This window comes from Streptomyces sp. A 4/2 (assembly GCF_940670765.1).
In the GTDB taxonomy this organism is placed as follows: Bacteria; Actinomycetota; Actinomycetes; order Streptomycetales; family Streptomycetaceae; genus Streptomyces.
In genome coordinates this window covers 182,988-201,545 of the sequence record NZ_CALNVW010000034.1, presented here as the reverse complement: position 1 = coordinate 201,545, position 18,558 = coordinate 182,988, and the positions used below count along the sequence as shown (strand labels likewise).

Genomic DNA, 18,558 nt, shown 5'->3' with positions numbered 1-18,558 from the left:
CTCGGCAGCATGACGTACAGCGGAGTGGTGAAGGTCGGCGGCGGCGCGGACGTGCACGAGCTGACAGCTCTGATGATCTCCAAGGTCGCAGTGGGGCCGATGAACAACAACGCGTACCTGCTGCGCTGCCGGGAGAGCGGCGAACAGCTGCTGATCGACGCGGCCAACGACACCGCGACACTGATGCAGCTGATCGGCGAGGACTCCATCGCGTCCGTCGTCACCACCCACCGCCACGGCGACCACTGGCAGTCCCTGGAAGCCGTGGTCGCGGCGACCGGCGCCCGCACCTATGCGGGGCGGTACGACGCCGAGGGCATCCCCGTCACCACCGATGTCCTCGTGGAGGACGGTGACACGATCCGGGTGGGGCGGGTCGCACTGACCGCCCGCCGGCTGATCGGCCACACCCCGGGTTCCATCGCACTCGTGTACGACGACCCGCACGGCCATCCGCACGTCTTCACCGGCGACTGCCTGTTCCCCGGCGGGGTCGGGAACACCTGGGAGGATCCCGCGGCCTTCGCGAGCCTCCTGCACGATGTCGAGACGAAGCTTTTCGACGAGCTCCCCGACGAGAGCTGGGTCTACCCGGGCCACGGCCACGACACCACGCTGGGCGACGAGCGTCCGCACCTCGGGGAGTGGCGCGCTCGCGGCTGGTGATCCCCCGATCCCAGCCGCGAACCCGCGCCGCCCCCCTGCTTTCCGCCCGCTGCTTCCCGCCCGCCGGGGACAGCGCGGGCCGCTGGGCCGTCAGACGTCCACGCTGTCCTTCTTCGCTGCCTCCGCCGCCTCCGCTGCCGCCTGCTTCTTGTTGGCGAGAAGGCTGGTGACAGTGGTGACGATCAGCACGCCGCAGATCACCCCCAGCGAGACCGGGATGGAGATCTCGGGAACGTGCACCCCGGACTCGTGCAGCGCGTGCAGCAGCAGCTTGACGCCGATGAAGCCGAGGATCACCGACAGCCCGTAGCTGAGGTGGACCAGCTTCTTGAGCAGGCCGCCTATCAGGAAGTACAGCTGCCGCAGCCCCATGAGCGCGAAGGCGTTGGCCGTGAAGACGATGTACGGGTCCTGGGTGAGGCCGAAGATCGCGGGGATCGAGTCCATCGCGAACAGCACATCGGTCGTGCCGATGGCGAGCATGACCACCATGAGCGGGGTCATGATCCGCTTGCCGTTCTTCTGAATGAAGAGCTTGGTGCCGTGGTAGCGGTCAGCGACGCCGAAGCGCTGCTCGATGGACTTGAGAAGCCGGTTCTCCTCGAACTCCTCGTCCTCCTCGTCGGAGCGCGCTTCCTTGACGAGCTTCCAGGCGGTGTAGATGAGGAACGCGCCGAACAGGAAGAAGATCCACGAGAAGCTGGCGATGATCGCCGCGCCGGCCGCGATGAAGATCGCACGCAGGACGAGGGCTATCAGTACGCCGATCAGCAGTACCCGTTGCTGGAGCGGGGAGGGCACCGCGAACTTCGCCATGATCAGGATGAAGACGAAGAGGTTGTCCACGCTGAGCGACTTCTCGGTGATGAAGCCCGCGAAGAACTCACCCGACGCCTGGCCGCCCCCGAAGAGCAGCAGGCCCAGACCGAAGAGCGCGGCCAGGGCGATCCAGACCACGGTCCAGATACCGGCTTCCTTGATCGACACATCGTGGGGCTTGCGCCCGATGAAGAAATCGACTGCGATCAGGGCGCCCAGACCAAGAATGGTCAGCACCCACAGGGTCAGAGAAACGTCCACTACGCCTCCGGCGATTGCTACGGCTACTTGATCAGCGTCGTCGCTGCCGGAGGTCTCTTCCACCCGAGCCGGAACACCGGCTTCCGGGTCGACGCCCCGGGTCCCGGACGGGTCCGTATTGACGGGTACGTCGCACTTGGGGAGTACTCCCCTCCGCACCAAGAACAGTACAGGCAATACCAAGAGAAGGTAAAGAGATCGGTAAAGATCAATTCAAAACAGCAGGTCAGTCCGGCAGGCCTCGACGGGCCTCGGCCACGTGACCGAGGACGTGATCCAGCACCCGGCTGCCCGGCGGCGGGAGTGACGGCTCATACGTCCAGGCGTGACCGACCCACGGGTCGGCAAGGTGGTCGTCGGGCACGGGCGTTATACGCAGAAGCGAACGCCACAGCGGATCGAGCACCGGACCGTACCGGCTCGCGTCCTCCCGGTCGGCGACCATCAGCAGATGGACGCCGACGGACGGCCCCTCGTCGGCGAGATAGCGCAGATGCGTGAGCGCACGGTCGTCGAATCCGTGCGGGAAGTCGTTGACGATCAGCAGTTGTTCCGCGGTGTCCAGGTCCGGCGGAAGAGAGTCGGCCGCGCCGCCGCGCACGGCCATCTGCACCAGATCCACCCGCTGGACGAGCCGCCCCAGTACATCGGCCACCGTCCGCGCACCCGCCACCGGCGCCGGGTCGAGCACTCCTGAACCGACCAGCGGGGCAAGCGATCCGGCAGCCGAACCCGCCGGGTCGATGACGTGCACCGCGAACTCACCGGCCGGGTAGACCGCCAGCAGCCGCGCGGCCAGCGCCACCGCGGTGTCCATGGCACGTGTACGCAGCCGGCCCGCGTCCCACTCCACGGCCGGGTCGGATGTGGTGCGAGCGCTGTCGATCCACAGACCGCGCTCCAGTGGCAGCCGTACCAGCATCGGGATGCGCAGCTCGGGCCGTTCCGGAAGGTGCAGATCTCCGACGCGCAGCGCCATCGGGATCTCCATCGGAACGCGGTACCCGTGCCAGACGGGGTTGTCCCAGCGGGCGAAGGCCGGGGGCAGAGCGGGCTCCACGACCTGCGATTCCGCGATGAGCTGGGCGAGGTCACGGTCGAGCACCTCACGCGCCTGGGCTGTCAGCCCGTCACGCTTCTCCTGCGCCTGCCGACGGGCGTCGGCCCCGGCGGGGCCGATACGGCCGCGCGGATCCGAGAGGGCCCGGTCGACCTCCTGCTCCATGCGGGACTCGGCGAAGCCGACCGCACTGCGGTACGCGGCGGTGGTGCGCGCCAGGTCCTCGAACATGCCCCAGACCTGGTTGTACAGGCGCTCCTCCATGGACCAGCCGGTGGCATCTCCCGCGACAGGCGTGGCCGGTTGTCCGGGCGGGGAAGCGGGAGGAGGCGGAGGTGCGGCGCTCCGACGGCGCGGATGCACGTAGTCGACGGGGCCGCTGGGTCCGGTACCGGCCCCGGCCGTCCGGGGCGGCGGCACCGCCACCGCGCGGGCCGCACCGCCCACGACCGCGGCCTGGATGACACCGGCGAGCTCATGGGCCTGCAACAGCCCCTGGTCGCTGAGCATTTCGGCGAGGCCGCCCGCGTATCCCTGGCCGACGGCACGGACCTTCCAGGCACCGTGTCTGCGGTAGAGCTCCAGGGCAACAACCGCTGACTCGGCGTCGAGACCGGTGACGGTGTAGGTGGCGATCTCCGCGCCGTCGAGACCGGTGACCGCGACGAAAGGTGCGGCGACGGCGGCGAACGAGGCAGGGCCCCCGACGCCGTCGGGCAGCGCGAGCAGGACGTTCACGCGGTGCACGGTGTCCGGCAGCGCCTCCAGGTCGACGGCGAGCCGATGGTCGCTCGCCGCCTGTCCGGAGACTTCGAGGCCGGGCAGCTGCGGCGCCCCGGGGTGGGCGACCCACTCCGCGCCACGGACCTTTCCCTGCTCGTCGCCGAGCGTGGCACCGGCCACGACCGGCTTTCCGGTGGAGACCCGGATCTCCAGTCGGGTCCCGGGCAGGGGGTGGTTCTGCCCCCGCACCAGCTCGGCCGTCATCGCGTGTGTCTCCTCGTCGCTCTGCATTTCTGGTCGCTCTGCACTGCTGATGCCGCGCTGCACTACTGATCGCGCTGCACTACTGGTCGCGCTGTACTACTGATCGCGCTGTACAGGTCGTCGCACGGACGTCACTTCGCCGCTGCTCAGCCAGGGCTCGGCCGCCGCTCGGACGCCGGACGCGGTTGCCCTGCGGATGCGAGGCAGCTCCCGGCGGCAACGCGCCCCCGGGAGCTGCTCGTAGTACGTGATGGACGTCCCGGTTACAGGTGCGGCAGGATCGTCGGCATCAGGTCCTGGAACGTGCGGCCGTTGGCGGGGGCGCCGATGGCCGTCATCTGCCAGCCCGCGCCCGCGCGGTGCACCTTCGCCATGATCTGGGCGGTGAACTGGCCGCCGCCGTCGAGCGTGTACCGGGCGAGTTCGTCACCGTTGGCCTCGTCGACGATGCGGCAGAAGGCGTTCTGCACCTCCTGGAACGTCTGGCCGGTGAAGGAGTTCACCGTGAAGACGATCTGGTCGATGTGCACCGGGACCCGCGAGAGATCGACGAGGATCGCCTCGTCGTCGCCGCCCTGTCCGGCGCCGCCGACCAGATTGTCCCCGGTGTGCTTCACCGAGCCGTCGTCGCTGACGAGATGACGGAAGAACACGACGTCCACCGGCTGCTTGTCGGCGAACAGCACCGCCGAGGCATCGAGGTCGATCTCACGGGTGCGTGAACCGAACAGCCCGCGGCGCGGTGCCGCCTGCCAGCCGAGTCCCATCCGCACCGCGGTCAGGGTGCCCCCGTTGTTCTTCTGCAGGCTGATGGCCTGCCCCTTGGTCAGGTTGACGCCAGGGCCCTTGGCAAAATTGGCCGTCACGCGCTGTCCCTTCTTCCTGTTTCCCCACGTTTTCCCCGCACCCTACGCAGTGGCGCCGACACCGCAGGAGGGCCGGGGCGTTTTTGTGTCGTTCTTGCAACAACCAGGTCAGGCCAGCCCTCCCTCCTTCATCTGGCGCAACTCCTTCTTCAGCTCGCCGACTTCGTCACGGAGCCGGGCGGCCACCTCGAACTGCAGATCCGCCGCCGCGGCCCGCATCCGCTCGGTCATCTCCTCGATGATCCCCGCGAGTTCGGCCGCGGGACGATCGGTGGGAACCGTCCTCGCGCCCTTGGCGCCCTTGCCCGCTCCGCCGCCCAGCGCGGGCACCGGAGCCTTCGCCTGCTTCCCGTCCTTCGTCTGGCGGTAGCCGGTGCCGAGCAGTTCCTCGGTGTCGACCTCCTCGCGCGCGATCGTCGCGACGATGTCGTTGATCTTCTTACGCAGGGGCTGCGGGTCGAGACCGCGCTCCTTGTTGTACGCGACCTGCTTCTCCCTGCGCCGGTTAGTCTCCTCGATGGCCTTCTCCATCGCCGGAGTGATCCGGTCCGCGTACATGTGGACCTGCCCGGAGACGTTGCGCGCCGCCCGGCCGATCGTCTGGATCAGTGAGGTCCCCGACCGCAGGAAGCCCTCCTTGTCCGCGTCGAGGATGGCGACCAGCGACACCTCGGGGAGGTCGAGTCCTTCACGCAGAAGGTTGATGCCGACCAGTACGTCGTACTCACCGGCCCGCAGCTCGCGCAGCAGCTCGATACGGCGCAGCGTGTCGACATCGCTGTGCAGATAGCGGACCTGGATGCCCAGGTCGAGGAAGTAGTCGGTGAGGTCCTCGGCCATCTTCTTGGTGAGCGTGGTCACCAGGACGCGCTCGTCCTTCTCCGTGCGCATACGGATCTCGTGCACGAGGTCGTCGATCTGGCCCTCGGTGGGCTTGACGACGACCTCGGGGTCGACGAGTCCGGTGGGGCGGATGATCTGCTCCACGAAGCCGTCGCCCCGCGAGAGTTCGTACTTCCCCGGGGTGGCGGACAGGTAGACGGTCTGGCCGATCCGCTGCTGGAATTCCTCCCACTTCAGCGGTCTGTTGTCCATCGCGGACGGAAGCCGGAAGCCGTGGTCGACGAGTGTGCGCTTGCGGGAGGCGTCGCCCTCGTACATCGCGCCGATCTGCGGAACGGTGACATGCGATTCGTCGAGAACGAGCAGGAAGTCCTCGGGGAAGTAGTCGATGAGCGTGTTGGGCGCGGTTCCGGGCTCACGGCCGTCGAAGTGCATCGAGTAGTTCTCGACGCCGGAGCAGCTGCCGATCTGGCGCAGCATCTCCAGGTCATAGGTGGTGCGCATGCGCAGCCGCTGGGACTCCAGCATCTTGCCCTGTCTGTCCAGCTCCGCGAGCCGCCCCTCCAGCTCCTTCTCGATGCCGTTGACCGCCTTCTCCATGCGTTCCGGGCCCGCCACGTAGTGGGTGGCCGGGAAGATGTAGAGGGATTCGTCCTCGCTGATGATCTCGCCGGTGAGCGGGTGCAGCGTGGAGAGCGCCTCGATCTCGTCGCCGAACATCTCGATCCGGACCGCGAGCTCCTCGTACACCGGGAAGATCTCGATGGTGTCGCCGCGCACACGGAAGGTGCCGCGGGTGAAGGCCACGTCGTTGCGCGTGTACTGGATGTCGACGAAGCGGCGCAGCAGCTCGTCGCGGTCCAGCTCGTCGCCCACCTTGAGCGACACCATCCGGTCGACGTACTCCTGGGGCGTACCGAGGCCGTAGATGCAGGAGACCGAGGCGACCACGATCACATCGCGCCGGGTCAGCAGCGAGTTCGTCGCGGAGTGGCGCAGCCGCTCGACCTCCTCGTTGATCGAGGAGTCCTTCTCGATGTACGTATCGGACTGCGGGACGTACGCCTCGGGCTGGTAGTAGTCGTAGTACGAGACGAAGTACTCGACGGCGTTGTTGGGGAGCAGCTCACGGAATTCGTTGGCCAGCTGGGCGGCGAGCGTCTTGTTCGGCGCCATCACCAGAGTGGGGCGCTGGAGCTTCTCGATCATCCAGGCAGTGGTCGCCGACTTGCCGGTACCGGTCGCGCCGAGCAGGACAACATCCTTCTCACCTGCACGAATGCGCTTTTCCAGCTCTGCGATGGCCGTCGGCTGGTCGCCGCTGGGCTGGTAGGGACTGACGACCTCGAAAGGCGCCACCGTGCGTTCGATCTTGGAAACGGGCCGCATGCAACCACCGTACGACCCACCACTGACAACCGCGGCCGACCGCCGCCCGGCGGCACTGTCGGTGGGCCGCCGTACGGTGGAGGCGTGAACAGCGACCGGCAGATCATCGAGTGGACCGCAGTCGGCAGCGACATCGGGCCACTGCTGCTCGCTGCGACCGGGAGGGGCCTGCTGAGCGTCGTCTTCCATGCCGACGCAGCGGTGCGGAAGAGAGCCCTTGAGCAGCTTGCCGCGCGATGCGGGACCGCACCGGTCGAGGCGCCGGATTCGGTACGGCTGGCCGGACCCGTGCGTCAGCTGGCGGCCTATTTCGCGGGTGATCTGCAGGAATTCGACCTGACGCTGGACTGGACGCTGACCTCCGGGTTCAACCGGCAGGTGCTGCGTGAGCTGGCGACCGGAGTGCCGTACGGCTCGGTCGTCGGGTACGGCGACCTCGCGCACCGGGTGGGCCAACCGGGGGCGGCGCAGGCGGTCGGCGTGGCGATGGGGTCGAATCCACTGCCGGTCGTCGTGCCCTGCCACCGTGTCGTGGAGAGTGATGGAGGGCTGGGCGGATTCGGCGGAGGGCTGGAGACGAAGCGCCGGCTGCTGGCCCTTGAGGGCGTGCTCCCACAACCCCTCTTCTGATTCCGGTGGTTCCGACCTCTGCGGGCCCGCCGGCGGGAGCCCCGGCACCCTGGTGGGAGCCCTGCCTCGAAGCCCCTGGTGGTGGGCTGTCCAAGAGCACCTTTCGCCTGTGCGTAAGGGGTGTCACACTGCGGCGGTGACTACCACTGGAGGCGCCCGATGACCGCCGTCGACAACGAGGCCGACGGCACGGCCGGTATACCGGGCCCGCTCGCCCACCCCGCCGACCTGCCCGCCCTGCGCCGCCGGGTCAATGCCGTGCTCATCGCGAGCCAGATACTCGGCGGGCTCGGCGTCGCGACCGGTGTCGCGCTCGCCGCCGTACTGGCCAAGCAGGTCAGTGGTACCGAGGCCCTGTCCGGGCTCGCTCCGACGGCGACCGTGATCGGCACCGCTCTGCTCTCCGTGCCGCTGGCAGCCCTGATGACCGCCCGCGGACGCCGCCCCGGGCTGGTTCTCGCGTATCTGATCGGTGCGGTCGGTGCGGCTGTCGTCGTGCTGGCCGCCGTCCTCTCCAACTTCCCGCTCCTGCTGGTGGGCATGGCCGGTTTCGGTGCCGCCTCCTCCGCCAATCTGCAGGCCCGCTTCGCCGCCGCCGACCTGGCGGAACCGGAACGCCGCGGCCGGGCCATCTCCACCGTCGTGTGGGCCACCACGATCGGTGCCGTTCTCGGGCCGAACATCGCCGCCCCCGCCGGTCGCAGTGTGACGGGCCTGGGCATTCCCGCGGCGGCGGGCCCGTTCGCCTGGTCGGCCGGGGTGTTCCTGGTGTCGGGGGCGCTCGTCGCCGTACTGCTGCGGCCCGATCCGCTGCTGACGGCGCGCGCCCTGGCCCCGGCCTCGGACCGGTCCCCCGAGGGCCGTTCGCTGCGGGCCGGCGTCGCAGCGGTGGCCGCGTCGCCGCGGGCGCGACTGGCGCTGGTGACCGTCGCGGTGTCGCACACCACGATGGTGTCGATCATGTCGATGACCCCGGTCGCGCTCAGCCACCACGGCGCCGGCATCCAGCTGATCGGGCTGGTCATCTCCGGTCACATCGCGGGGATGTACGCGTTCTCCCCGGTGATGGGGTGGCTCTCGGACCGCATCGGCCGCCTCGCGGTGATCGGTCTGGCGGCCGGACTCCTGGCGTTCGCCGCGCTGCTGGCCGGGACCGCGGGCAGCAGTCACGGACAGACGGCCGCCGGACTCTTCGTGCTCGGCCTCGGCTGGTCGGCGGGGCTGGTGTCCGGTTCGACGCTGCTCACCGATTCCGTGCCACAACCCGCCCGCGCCGCCGTGCAGGGCCTCTCCGACCTGACCATGAACACAGCGGCGGGGGTGGGTGGCGTGGCGGCGGGGCTGATCGTCTCGCGGGCGAGCTACGGCTGGCTGAATGCCGCCGGCGCCTGCCTGCTGCTGCCGCTGGCCGGGCTCGTCCTGCTGACGGTCCGCCGCCGCGCCACCGCGGCCACCGTCAGAGGCTGATGTGGTACGCCTTGCGCAGCGTCTCGTGGACGGTCCAGGTCGTACGGTCGCCCTCGCGCAGCACGCAGGCGTCGCCGGGGCCGATCTCCAGGGTCTGCCCGCCCTCGACCGCGACGCTCGCCCGCCCGCTGACCACCACGAAGAGTTCATTGGCCTCGGTGTCGGTCACCACACCGGGGGTGATCTGCCAGATCCCGCGCAGTTGGGTGCCGTCCGCCGATTCCCAGAGCACCTTGCCCGTGACCTCGGGATTCCCGGAGACGATCTGCGCCGGGTCCAGGGGCTCCGGCTCCAGTTCGGCATCCGGGATGTGCACGGCAAAAGAAGCGGAAGTCTGATCAATTGTTGTCATAGCGCGAAACTTTAGCGACCATGACCGGCTGGAAAAATCCGGTGTCCTCAGGAGCGTGCCATCTGGTCTCCACGAACCCCGCCCGCGCCGCGAAACCGGCGGTCTCCCGCTGGGTGAGCGCCCAGTAAGTGGCCCGGCGCGTGCGCGTCACCCAGGTCGGGCCCTCCTCCGGCAGCAGTTGGAAGTGCTCCAGGTCGTAGCGCTCGCCGTCCCGGTGCCAGTGCCACAGCTGGAAGGTGATGGTCCGCCCCTCGGGCCGCTCCCTCACCTGGGGCGGAGTGGAACCGGGCCGCTCGCGGCGCAGTTGGTCGTACGGACGTGTGGACAGCAGAAGCAGCCCGCCGGGCCGCAGCACTCTGCGCATCTCGTCGAGCGCGGCCCGTACGTCGACGGAAGTGAGCAGGTGCGGCAGGGAGTTGTCGGCGCAGACGACGACATCGAAGGAACGGTCCGCGAACGGCAGCGCGCGCATGTCCGCGGCGCCGGCCGTGAACCGGAGTCCACGCGCACGGGCTTCACGCTGGGCCCGCGCCGCCGCGACCGGGCTGAGATCGCTGCCGGTGACCCGGTGTCCGCGCGCCGCCAGGCCCAGCGCCTGCGTGCCGATACCGCAGGCGCAGTCGAGTACGTCGTGGCGGCCCGGCCCGCGCGCCTCGGAGATCAGCCCGCCGAGCGCATCGCCCTGCCGGGTCACGGCGGCGTCCCAGTCGGCGTAGATCAGGTCGTAATCGGCGGCGAGTTGATCGTAGAAGAGCTGTGTGGGGTCCACCCCCGCACGCTAGCGCGGCCCCTGCTGCGACGGCGAGCAGCTACGGCGACGGCCGACGCGGCCGATTGTCAGTGGTGGCGTCTAGCGTGGAATCACTGAAGATCAGCCGCACCGGCTGGTCCCTGGGGAGGGGTGTGCGATGGCTGCTGCGCAGGTGGGGAAGACGACGTATCTGGAGCTGTCCCAGGAGGGCGGCGGGGCACACAAATTCTACGAAGTGACCGTCACCGGCACGGTGGTAGCCGTGCGGTACGGGCGCATCGGCGCCGACGGGCAGCGCCAGGTCTCGACCTTCCCGACGGTCGAGAAGGCGAAGGCCGCCGCGGCGAAGAAGCTGGGTGAGAAGGTGCGCAAGGGATACGCACCGGCGGTACAGGGCGGGCGCGCACCCCGGTCCGTGACCCGCCGTCAGGTGACCTCGGCTCCTTCCACGGCGCGGGCGACGGCCCCGGTGCTCTGGCGGTTCCGTACCGGCACCTCGGCGTTCGGGATCCATATCGACGAGGACCACTGCTGGGTCGGAAACCAGCACGGCGATGTCTACACGCTGGGCCACGACGGCGAGGTGCTGGCCCGCTTCTCGCTGCCGGACGGCGTCAAGTGCCTGGTCGCGGACGACTTCTGGATCTACGCGGGGTGTGACGACGGCAAGGTGTACGACCTGTCGTCGAAGGTGCCCTTCGCCGCGTACGAGATCGCGGACGACGTGGACATCTTCTGGCTGGACATCCACGAGGGCGTGCTGAACGTGTCCGACCGCAGTGGCGGTCTCACGGTCATCGACCACGAGGACGAGTTCCAGTGGTCCCGCCGCTCCAACGGCAGCAACGCCTGGATGGTGCGAGCCGACGACAGCGCGGTCTATCACGGGCACACGCGCGGTGTGACGGCGTACGCCGCGGACGGCAGCGGCGAGTTGTGGCACACGGACACCTCCGGCGGCGTGCTCTTCGGCTGGCAGGAGGAGACCGCGGTGTACGCGGGAACGGGCCGGCAGGTCGTCGAGCGGCTGACCAAGGCGACCGGCCGGAGCGAGGCGCGGTACCGGTGCGACGCGGCGGTCTACTCCTGCGCGACCTCCGCCGACGGCGAGTACGTCTTCGCGGGCGACCTCGCCTCCTCGGTCTACTGCTTCGCCGCGGACGGCACCCGGCTGTGGAAGCTGGGGACGGGCGGCGGCTCGGCGCTCTCCATGCAGTACCACGCCGAGAAGCTGTACATCGTCACCACAGACGGCTCGCTGGCCTGCATCGATGCGAGCGAGGCGGCCATCACCGCGGCGCAGGGCGGAAGCGTTCCGGTCGCCTTGGACGTCAAGCAGGCTGCGGCGCTTCCCACGTACACCCCGGCGGCGACCGTGGCCACGGTGAGTGCGATGCCCGCGCCGGGAGCCGGGATAGTCGTGGAGTGCGTGCAGGTCGGCGGACGGCTGCGCGTCCAGGTGGTCTCGGACGGCTACGAACCCTCCTGGCACGTCCAGTTCCCCCGGGCGATACGTCAGGTCGGCGCCCGCTACGTGGTGGACGCGCTGCACTCCTCCTCGGGCGGCTTCTACCGGGTGCGGGGAGAGATAAAGCGCCTGGTCTAGACCAGCCCCCGGGTGGGACCGTTCCAGGCGAGGTGGTCGGGGTGGTCCGCCCGTACGACGACATCGGCGGTCTCCGCAGGATCCACTTCGTCCTCGTACCTCCGGAAGGCCGGCAACGTCCACTGCGTGTCCTGCCCGGTACGGCGCTGAAGCGCTCCCGGCGAGAGCCGCAGGTGCACACTCAGATCGAAGGGAAACCAGTGCCCGAACAGAAACGGCCCCTGCACGATCAACAGCGCACCGTCCGGAAGTTGCTGATACGGGCTGCGGGTGGCCCGATCGGTCACCGGGTCCCACAGATCGGGCAGTACACGACCGCTGCCGCCTGCCTCCAGCGGACCGAAGACCTCCCGCCAGAGCGCACCCGTGTCGAACCAGCCGCTGTAATACGCGTCCGGGTCCCGCTTCCCGTACTCGTACCGCAGGGAGGCCGGGCGTAGAAAGCCCTGTGTGCTGACGAGGTGGACGGACCGGCCGCGTTCCCGTAGCGCCTCGGCCACGGCGGCCGACAGTTCGGCGGTGGGCGCGGCGGGTGCGCCATCGATCGCGATCTTGGGCCAGGGGCCGCCGTCCGCGGCCTTCAGTCCGTCCGCGCGCTGTGCCAGGGCATCGGCCAGCCGTTCCCAGGAGATCGCTTCGAGTCGCACCCCTCCATCATCGCTGAGGTCGCCGACCGGCCATGACCGGTGAGGTCCCGGAGGGATGGCGTACGGTGTGGGTCGCGCGGGGCGAGATCGACACGCAGGCCAGGGGGTTGCGGACCATGGTGATTCGTACTAGGCGGACCATGACCCGAGCCGCGAGCCGCGAGCCGCGAGCCGCGAGCCGCGAGCCGCGAGCCGCGAGCCGCGAGCCGCGAGCCGCGAGCCGCGAGCCGCGAGCCGCGAGCCGCGAGCCGCGAGCCGCGAGCCGCGAGCCGCGAGCCGCGAGCCGCGAGCCGCGAGCCGCGAGCCGCGAGCCGCGAGCCGCCAGCGGTGGTTGCGTGTTCCGGTCGGTGAAGATCCCGAGCGCTGGCGCACCCTGCCCGGCAAACGCCTCGTGGTCGCCGTGGCCCGCACCGTCACCTCGACCGTTCGGGTCCTGGACGTGCTGCGCCCCGTTCTGCGGGACGACCCGCGCGTCGATGTCGTCTTCGCGTACGACCCGACCTCCGCGTTCAACCACGGAGTCGAGGAGTTGCTGCGGACTGTCGGCGCCCGCGTCATGCCCTGGGGGCAGTTGGCCTCGGCCGAGCCCGATCTGATCGTCACCGCCACCGAGAACGCCCGGCTTCCCGGAGTCTGTCCCGTCCTCGTCCTGCCGCACGGCGTGGGCTTCCACAAGACCGTCCCCGACTCCCGCAGCACCCGCGAACGGCTGGCCGGGTTGGTGCCCGCCGCCCTGCTGCGCAGCGGGCGGGCCCGGCTCGCGGTCTCGCACCCGAGCCAGGCCGCGCAGTTGGCTGCCGCCCACCCCGCGGCGGACGGACTCAGCGTGCTCATCGGGGATCCCTGCTACGACGCGCTGCTCGAAGGCCGGAACCTGCGCGCCAGGTACCGCGACGCCCTGGGCGTGGGCCCTGAGCGACGACTGGTGATGCTGAGCACGACCTGGCGCGAGGAGTCCACCATGGGCTCTCAACCGGGCCTACCGGCCAGGCTGTTGGCGGAGCTGCCGAGGGACGAGTACGCCGTCGCCCTCGTGAGCCACCCCAATGTGCAGGCCGCGCACGGCTCCTACCAGGTGGAGACCGTACTCGCGTCGGCCCGCGGCTCCGGTCTGCTGCGGATCCCGCCCGCAGCAGGCTGGCAGGGAACGCTGTTGGCCGCCGACCTGCTGATCGGCGACCACGGATCCGTGACCTTCTACGGAGCCGCGCTCGGAACCCCGCTGCTGCTCGGCGCGTTCAGTGAGCACGAGGTGGTACCCGGCACACCGATGGCGGAGCTGGGCCAGCTGGCGCCGCGGCTCGTTCAGGACGCACCGTTGCGCGCACAGATCGAGCGCACACTCTCCGAGCACCAGCCGGACCGCTTCCGCAAGCTCGGGGAGAGCGCCTTCGCCGACCCCGGTCACGCGTTGGGGAATCTGCGCACCGTGGTGTACGAACAGCTCCGGCTCGATCCGTGCGAGGGGCCTCCACCGCCCAGGCTGGCTCCCGTACTCCCCGTGCCACAGCCGGACGAGGAGGACACGACCGCGTCCGTCGTCATCACCCGGGTCGTCACCAGCCAGGGCGACAGCCGGGTCGTGGTCGAACGGTTCCCGGCGTCCGTCGCTCACCTCGTCGCCGAACCGGACACCGACAGCACAGACACCGACCGCACAGACACCGACAGCACGGACAGCGTCTTCCGGTACGTGAGCTGCGGCGACGACGCCCGGGACCAGGGCGTCGCGGAGAGCGCATCCGTCCTGGTGCGCCGTACGGCCGCCCCCACAGCGGTTGCCGCGGCCCGCTGGGCCGAGAACGTCTTCGCCCGCTACCCCGGCGCCCTGCTCGCTGCCTCGTCGCTCGCGGGCGGCTGCTGCCGGGTGCGGCTCACGGACGGCCGTACGGTCGAGGTGTCCACGACCGGCCGGACGACCGACGCCGGGATGTCGGCCTCGGCCGTCTACAGCTGCCTCCGGGCAGGCCTGCCCCTGGCGGGCTTCCTCACCCTCTGCTTCGCCGGGCGCGAGGAGGACGTCACGCTACGGCTGCTCCCCTGAAGGGAATTCAGGGGAGGAGAATTCCGCTGAGAGGCGCTCGCGCAGGACAGCCACGCGCGGGCCGCCGCCCTCCTCGTAGATCTCCAGTGCCCGCACCAGGTGGCGCAGACGCTGGTCTCCCGAACAGAGCTCGGCCAGCGCCTCGCGTGCCGGGGCCTCGTAGTGGCGTGCGCCCACGGACCCGAACGCGTGCACGGCTTCCTCCAGCGCGGTGACCGCCTCGTCGTCACGTCCCAGATGGTGGAGCGTGGTCCCGATGGCGCTGCGTGCGCGGGCCGCCATCCGCTCGTCCTTCACCGTCAGCGCGAGGAACCGTCGCCAGGCCTCGTCGAGCGTGTCCAGGGCTGTGGTGTGCCGCCCCGCCGAGTCCTGTGCGCAGCCCAGGAAGTAGAGGCCGATGGCGATACCGCGCGGGTCACCGTCCAGGCGGTAGAACTCCAGCGCCTCCCCGTACGTCTCCACGGCGCGGGAGAGGTCGTGCCGGTCCCAGTAACGACCGTAGAACTCACGCGCGGAGGCCCGCAGCAGCGTGTCACCGCTCTCGTCGGCCCGGACGATCGCGGTCTCCAGCTCCGCGCGGGCACGGTCGTCGTCTCCGCGGTCCAGCAGGGGACGTGACACCAGGGCGCGCAGCCGGGACTCGGCGGCGGGATTCCCGTCCGCGGCGGCAGCCAGCGCGCCGAGCTCGCCGGACTCCGCCCAGTCGTTGAGGTAGCGGCGGTTGAGGTAGAGCGCGGTGAGCGCCTCCGCCAACTCCCAGGTCCGGCGGTGCAGATTCAGCGCCGCCGCGGCGCGCACGGCTGCGAGGAGTTCGGCGCGGTGTCCGACCAGCCAATTCAGGGCGTCGGCCTTGGTGGAGAACGGCCCAGCGGCACCGTCTAGTCGCCGCGTGTACGCGCCGATGCGCATCCGGCCGCCCATCACGGCCAGGTCTGCGTACCCGGTGAGGGTGAGGAAGTGGTCGATCACGCGCTTCACGGCTGCCGCGCGTTGTTCCACGGTCTCGTGCTGTTCGGCCTGGCTGCGGGCGTGGAGGCGTACCAAACCGTGGAACCCGTACGGACCGGCGGGTTCGTGTCCCGGTCCGGCCCCCGGCTCCCGCTCCCCGTCGCCGGGCACCGCGACCTCCACCAGACTCGCCTCTTCGAGCGTGTCCAGGAGGCGCTGTGCCTGCCGGGGTGTCAGGTCCGCGAGAGCGGCGGCGGTCTCGGCGTCCCAGTGGTGCCCGGGATAGACGCCGAGGAGCCGGTAGAGGCGGGACGCCTCCGCATCGAGGCCCTCGTACGCAACGGTGAAGACGGCAGCCACAGCGTTTTCTCCTCCCAGGCTCAGGGCATCCAGTCGGCCCTGCTCATCGGCCAGTTCGGCGGCCAGCGCGGACGGAGTGAGTCCTCGGTGCATGGCCAGGCGGGCGCCCGCGACCCGCAGCGCGACAGGTAAGCCGTCGCAGAGGTCGACGATGCGGGCTGCCGCATCCGGATCGGCCGCCACGCGCCCGGCCCCGCACAGGTCCTCCAGGACGCGCAGGCCGTGCGCCGGTTCGAGCGGTCCGAGACGCATCAGCTCCGCGCCGGACATGACCAGCTCGCCGAGCCGTCCACGGCTCGTGGCGATGACGGCACTGCCCGGACCACCGGGGATCAGCGCTCTGAGCTGAGCCGGTTCGGTGACGTCGTCGAGCACCACCAGGACCCGCCGGAGCGCCGTGTGGCTGCGGAAGAGCGCGCACAACTCACCGAGTGTGGGTGGCAGGTATTCGTCCGTGACTCCGAGCGCACGCAGACAACTGGTCACGCCGGTGGAGACATCGGCGCCCACCTCGCGGCGCAGTTCGGTGAAGTCGACATAGAAGTCACCATCGGGAAACTGCTCGCGCCGGTCCTGGACCCATTGCCGGACCGTGGCCGACTTCCCCATTCCGGGCAATCCGCTGAGCACCGCGACGCGCGCACCGTTGCCGCCCCGGCCGGCCCAGTCGTCGATGTCGCCGAGGACCGCCGTCCGATTGACGAACCCGGGCGACGCCGGGGGGACTTGCCGGGGCACCACAGCCGTCCGGGGCTGCGGCATGTTCACGGTCAGAGCCCCGATCTCTCCTGCCTGAATGACGGGACCGTACGCGGTTCCGTCGAAGTCGTTCCTCACGGACCCTGAATCCATCTTTTCCCCCGCGGCGGCCGACACCATCCGGTGCACACGCTACCCGTGCGGGCATCCGGGCGCCGGTACGATCTGGGCCATGCCGCTGCCCGACCCCAGGAACGTACAAGTGAATTACGGAAGCGGCATACGCGGCGATACCGGACACTCTAGAATGAACGATGCGATAGCGGTCAGCGGTCAGCGGTCAGCGGTCAGCGGTCAGCGGTCAGCGGTCAGCGGTCAGCGGTCAGCGGTCAGCGGTCAGCGGATGACAGGCGGCGGGCGACAGGCGGCGGAGCAGAAGTCCGTACTCTTCGCGGCCCGTTCGGCGACCGCCCTGCACCGTCTCCTCGACGTCATCCCGGCCTTCGCGGGTGACGACCGCATCCGCCACCGCCGGTTCACCCTCGTCCCCGGCTCGGAGTTCGACATCGACGCCCTCGCCGCGGTCGAACGCGCCGGCGCCCGAACGATCCCGTGGGCCGAGGCCGTACGCCACCCGCACGACCTGATCGTCGCCGCCAGCCCGAAGGGCGATCTCGACCGTCTCACCGGCCCGCTGGCCCTGCTCCCGCACGGTGCGGGCTTCAACAAGGCGGTTCCGTACGAGGGATCGGCCCGTACGGCGTCCGGTCTCGATCCGGCGATGCTGCTGCGCAACGGCCGGCCGATCGCAGACCTGCACGCCCTCGCCCACCCCAGCCAGGCCGACCGCCTCGCCGTCGGCTGCCCTCCGGCCGCAGCCCGCAGCACCGTAGTCGGCGATCCGACCCTGGACCGCATGCTGGTCTCCCTCCCCCGCCGCGGGAGTTACCGCACCGCCCTGGGAACCGGTGGCCGCAAGGTGATCGCCCTGACCTCGACCTGGGGCCCCGAGTCCCTGCTGGCCCGGCGTCCCGGTCTGCCTGCGGAGCTGGCCGCCGGACTCCCCCACGACGGCTACCAACTGGCCCTGATCCTGCACCCCAACGAGTACAGCAGGACCAGCGCCTACGACCTCCGCGAGATCCTGGAGCCCGCGCTGGCCTCGGGGATGGTGCTGGCCCGTCCGTACGAGGAGTGGGCGGCGGTACTCGTCGCCGCCGACGCGGTCATCACCGACCACGGTTCGTCGGCGCTCTACGCGGCGGCGCTGGGCCTGCCCCTGATCGCGGCGTGCGACGGCGGCGACGAGCTCCTCCCCGGCAGTCCGATGGCGGAACTTCTCGCCCAGGCCCGTTTCCTTGCCACACCGGCCGATCTCGAACCGGCGCTGGCCGCCCACTCCCCCAGCGCGGTCCGCGCCCTCGCCGCACCGGCCTTCGCCGAGCAGGGCGCCGCACTTGAGCGCCTGCGCACCGAGCTGTACGCACTGCTCGGCCTCACTCCCCGGGCTGGTGAGCTGGTCGCCCGCCCGTTGCCGGCCCCCGCACCCGCCTCGCACGGTCCGGCAGCCTTCGCCGTACGGACGGAGGTCCACGGGGACCAGATCGACGTCGACCGCCGCCCCGCGCACGCGGATGTCCCGGCCCACCATCTGGCTGCCGAACGGGAACGGGCGACAGAGCCCCAGACGCAGAGCGCGTCGCTGCTGTTCCGGCGCCGCACCCGGACCGCCGTGCCGCACCCGCACACCGCGGCCCCGACCGCGGCCGGCTGGACCGCCCGCGCACTCGCCGACCACCCCGGACACCGGACGGCAGCGGCCGAACTCACCGCCTCCCGCTGGCTGCTGCGCCGACCGGAGACGCCGTTGCTGCTGCTGCGTATCGAACCGTGCCGCACCGGGGACAGGGTCGTACGGACCGATCCGGCGGCCGTGCTGTCCGGCGTGCACGCCTGGCTGACGGACAACCCGTACCCCCGCCTCCCCACCACGCTGCACTGCCGGGTCGGGGGCCAGGTCTACCGCGCCCGGCTGGCTCCGGCCACCGACGAGGAAGCAGACCACGAGCTCTGAAACATCGCGCGCGAGGGGAGTGCGTGCAGGCGATCGAACCCGCACCTCAGCCCCCACCTGAACCCCCTCCTGAACCCTTTCATGGAGCC

Annotated in this window: 14 protein-coding genes; 6 read left to right on the top strand and 8 right to left on the bottom strand. The window is 70.3% G+C overall.

Annotation, left to right across the window (positions count from 1 at the left end; all coding sequences use genetic code 11):
* Positions 1-9: 9 nt before the first annotated feature.
* Positions 10-666 carry an MBL fold metallo-hydrolase gene (locus NBY69_RS25560; RefSeq protein WP_250303824.1) on the top strand — a complete coding sequence of 219 codons (657 nt, stop codon included), beginning with the start codon at positions 10-12 and terminating at the stop codon, positions 664-666.
* Between the two features lie 90 nt (positions 667-756).
* On the opposite strand, the gene NBY69_RS25555 is transcribed toward NBY69_RS25560, so the two are convergent.
* From NBY69_RS25555 to uvrB, 4 genes are all read right to left on the bottom strand, one after another.
* Positions 757-1,746, bottom strand: coding sequence for a TerC/Alx family metal homeostasis membrane protein (locus tag NBY69_RS25555; RefSeq protein WP_250303823.1), 990 nt, complete (start codon positions 1,744-1,746; stop codon positions 757-759).
* A 226-nt stretch (positions 1,747-1,972) separates the two neighbouring features.
* On the bottom strand, positions 1,973-3,793 hold the full coding sequence (locus tag NBY69_RS25550; RefSeq protein WP_250303882.1) for a TerD family protein: 1,821 nt from the start codon (positions 3,791-3,793) through the stop codon (positions 1,973-1,975).
* A 263-nt stretch (positions 3,794-4,056) separates the two neighbouring features.
* Positions 4,057-4,623: a TerD family protein gene (locus tag NBY69_RS25545; protein WP_250303881.1), complete on the bottom strand. Its 567-nt coding sequence runs from the start codon at positions 4,621-4,623 to the stop codon at positions 4,057-4,059.
* Between the two features lie 144 nt (positions 4,624-4,767).
* Positions 4,768-6,891, bottom strand: a complete 2,124-nt coding sequence (gene uvrB / locus NBY69_RS25540) for an excinuclease ABC subunit UvrB (protein WP_250303822.1) — start codon at positions 6,889-6,891, stop codon at positions 4,768-4,770.
* Positions 6,892-6,975: 84 nt separating this feature from the next.
* Between uvrB and NBY69_RS25535 the strand changes: the two genes are divergently transcribed.
* On the top strand, positions 6,976-7,521 hold the full coding sequence (locus tag NBY69_RS25535; protein ID WP_250303821.1) for a methylated-DNA--[protein]-cysteine S-methyltransferase: 546 nt from the start codon (positions 6,976-6,978) through the stop codon (positions 7,519-7,521).
* A gap of 159 nt (positions 7,522-7,680) precedes the next feature.
* Entirely contained in the window at positions 7,681-8,988 is a 1,308-nt protein-coding gene (locus NBY69_RS25530; protein ID WP_250303820.1) for an MFS transporter, read from the top strand.
* Here NBY69_RS25530 and NBY69_RS25525 read toward each other — a convergent pair.
* On the bottom strand, positions 8,978-9,340 hold the full coding sequence (locus NBY69_RS25525) for a cupin domain-containing protein (protein WP_250303819.1): 363 nt from the start codon (positions 9,338-9,340) through the stop codon (positions 8,978-8,980). The two genes, NBY69_RS25530 and NBY69_RS25525, sit on opposite strands and share 11 nt — an antisense overlap.
* On the bottom strand, positions 9,327-10,109 hold the full coding sequence (locus tag NBY69_RS25520) for a class I SAM-dependent methyltransferase (protein WP_250303818.1): 783 nt from the start codon (positions 10,107-10,109) through the stop codon (positions 9,327-9,329). The genes NBY69_RS25525 and NBY69_RS25520 overlap by 14 nt, the downstream gene beginning before the upstream one ends.
* A 139-nt stretch (positions 10,110-10,248) precedes the next feature.
* On the opposite strand from NBY69_RS25520, the gene NBY69_RS25515 reads away from it, so the two are divergent.
* On the top strand, positions 10,249-11,697 hold the full coding sequence (locus NBY69_RS25515; protein ID WP_250303817.1) for a WGR domain-containing protein: 1,449 nt from the start codon (positions 10,249-10,251) through the stop codon (positions 11,695-11,697).
* Here the strand turns inward: NBY69_RS25515 and NBY69_RS25510 are convergent.
* Positions 11,694-12,344: a uridine kinase gene (locus NBY69_RS25510; protein WP_250303816.1), complete on the bottom strand. Its 651-nt coding sequence runs from the start codon at positions 12,342-12,344 to the stop codon at positions 11,694-11,696. The two genes, NBY69_RS25515 and NBY69_RS25510, sit on opposite strands and share 4 nt — an antisense overlap.
* Positions 12,345-12,675: 331 nt before the next feature.
* Here NBY69_RS25510 and NBY69_RS25505 point away from each other — a divergent pair, with 331 nt between their 5' ends.
* Positions 12,676-14,388 carry a CDP-glycerol glycerophosphotransferase family protein gene (locus NBY69_RS25505; protein WP_250303815.1) on the top strand — a complete coding sequence of 571 codons (1,713 nt, stop codon included), beginning with the start codon at positions 12,676-12,678 and terminating at the stop codon, positions 14,386-14,388.
* On the opposite strand, the gene NBY69_RS25500 is transcribed toward NBY69_RS25505, so the two are convergent.
* Positions 14,371-16,533 carry a tetratricopeptide repeat protein gene (locus NBY69_RS25500; protein ID WP_250303814.1) on the bottom strand — a complete coding sequence of 721 codons (2,163 nt, stop codon included), beginning with the start codon at positions 16,531-16,533 and terminating at the stop codon, positions 14,371-14,373. The two genes, NBY69_RS25505 and NBY69_RS25500, sit on opposite strands and share 18 nt — an antisense overlap.
* Positions 16,534-16,798: 265 nt before the next feature.
* Between NBY69_RS25500 and NBY69_RS25495 the strand changes: the two genes are divergently transcribed.
* A complete protein-coding gene (locus NBY69_RS25495) occupies positions 16,799-18,469 on the top strand; it encodes a translation initiation factor 2 (RefSeq protein WP_374211338.1) in 1,671 nt (556 codons plus the stop codon).
* The last annotated feature ends 89 nt before the right edge of the window (positions 18,470-18,558 follow it).

Coding starts and splice junctions, on each gene's coding strand:
- NBY69_RS25560 (WP_250303824.1), top strand. CDS start 10: ATGACGTACAGCGGAGTGGTGAAGGTCGGCGGCGGCGCGGACGTGCAC.
- NBY69_RS25515 (WP_250303817.1), top strand. CDS start 10,249: ATGGCTGCTGCGCAGGTGGGGAAGACGACGTATCTGGAGCTGTCCCAG.
- NBY69_RS25530 (WP_250303820.1), top strand. CDS start 7,681: ATGACCGCCGTCGACAACGAGGCCGACGGCACGGCCGGTATACCGGGC.
- NBY69_RS25495 (WP_374211338.1), top strand. CDS start 16,799: ATGACAGGCGGCGGGCGACAGGCGGCGGAGCAGAAGTCCGTACTCTTC.
- uvrB (WP_250303822.1), bottom strand. CDS start 6,891: ATGCGGCCCGTTTCCAAGATCGAACGCACGGTGGCGCCTTTCGAGGTC.
- NBY69_RS25550 (WP_250303882.1), bottom strand. CDS start 3,793: ATGACGGCCGAGCTGGTGCGGGGGCAGAACCACCCCCTGCCCGGGACC.
- NBY69_RS25525 (WP_250303819.1), bottom strand. CDS start 9,340: ATGACAACAATTGATCAGACTTCCGCTTCTTTTGCCGTGCACATCCCG.